1 protein-coding gene is annotated in these 814 nt (G+C 61.4%); it reads left to right on the top strand.

Annotated elements, in window-relative coordinates; genetic code table 11:
- Nucleotides 1-814: VOC family protein (locus DBV08_RS31255; RefSeq protein WP_124569961.1), on the top strand; the 814-nt coding region annotated here is incomplete at both ends.

Here is an 814-nt window from a genome sequence, read left to right as displayed (position 1 = left end):
AGCAATTGCGCCAGTTGGTCGGCTTGGTCGAGTACGACAGCGATCACGATCCCTTCCCCGTGAGCGGGTGGGACGGACTCGAATGGATCGTCGGAAACGCCACGCAGACTTCGCATTTCTTCCAGTCTGCGTTCGGCATGGAATTGGTGGCCTATTCAGGTCCGTCGACCGGAAACCGCGACCACCACGCGTTTGTACTCAAGAGCGGGGCGGTCCGGTTTGTCGTCAAGGGTGCTGTGGATCCGGCTAGTCCGCTGATCGAACATCACAGCCGTCACGGTGACGGCATTCGCGACATCGCGCTCAGCGTCCCCGACGTGGACAAGTGCATCGGGCACGCCATCACCCAAGGTGCGACGGTGTTGAGTGAACCGCACGACATCACCGACGAGCACGGCACCGTCCGCCTGGCCACCATCGCGACGTACGGCGAGACTCGGCACACCCTCGTCGACCGTTCCCGCTACACCGGCCCTTACCTCCCCGGCTATGTCGAACGGACGTCGTCGTACCGCAAGCGTGACGGCGCACCGAAACGAATCTTCCAGGCCCTCGACCACGTCGTCGGAAACGTCGAACTGGGGAAGATGGACCAGTGGGTCGACTTCTACAACCGAGTCATGGGATTCACCAACATGGCCGAGTTCGTGGGCGGCGACATCGCGACCGACTACTCGGCACTGATGAGCAAGGTCGTCTCGAGCGGAAATCACCGAGTCAAGTTCCCACTCAACGAACCTGCTGTCGCGAAGAAGCGGTCGCAGATCGACGAATACCTCGAGTTCTACCAAGGCCCAGGCGCTCAGCATCTCGC

The organism is Rhodococcus sp. KBW08, from assembly GCF_003852455.1.
Classification (GTDB): Bacteria; Actinomycetota; Actinomycetes; order Mycobacteriales; family Mycobacteriaceae; genus Rhodococcus_F; species Rhodococcus_F baikonurensis.
Note: the sequence above shows the minus strand (reverse complement) of the source record. Positions and strands in the feature narration are given on the sequence as shown.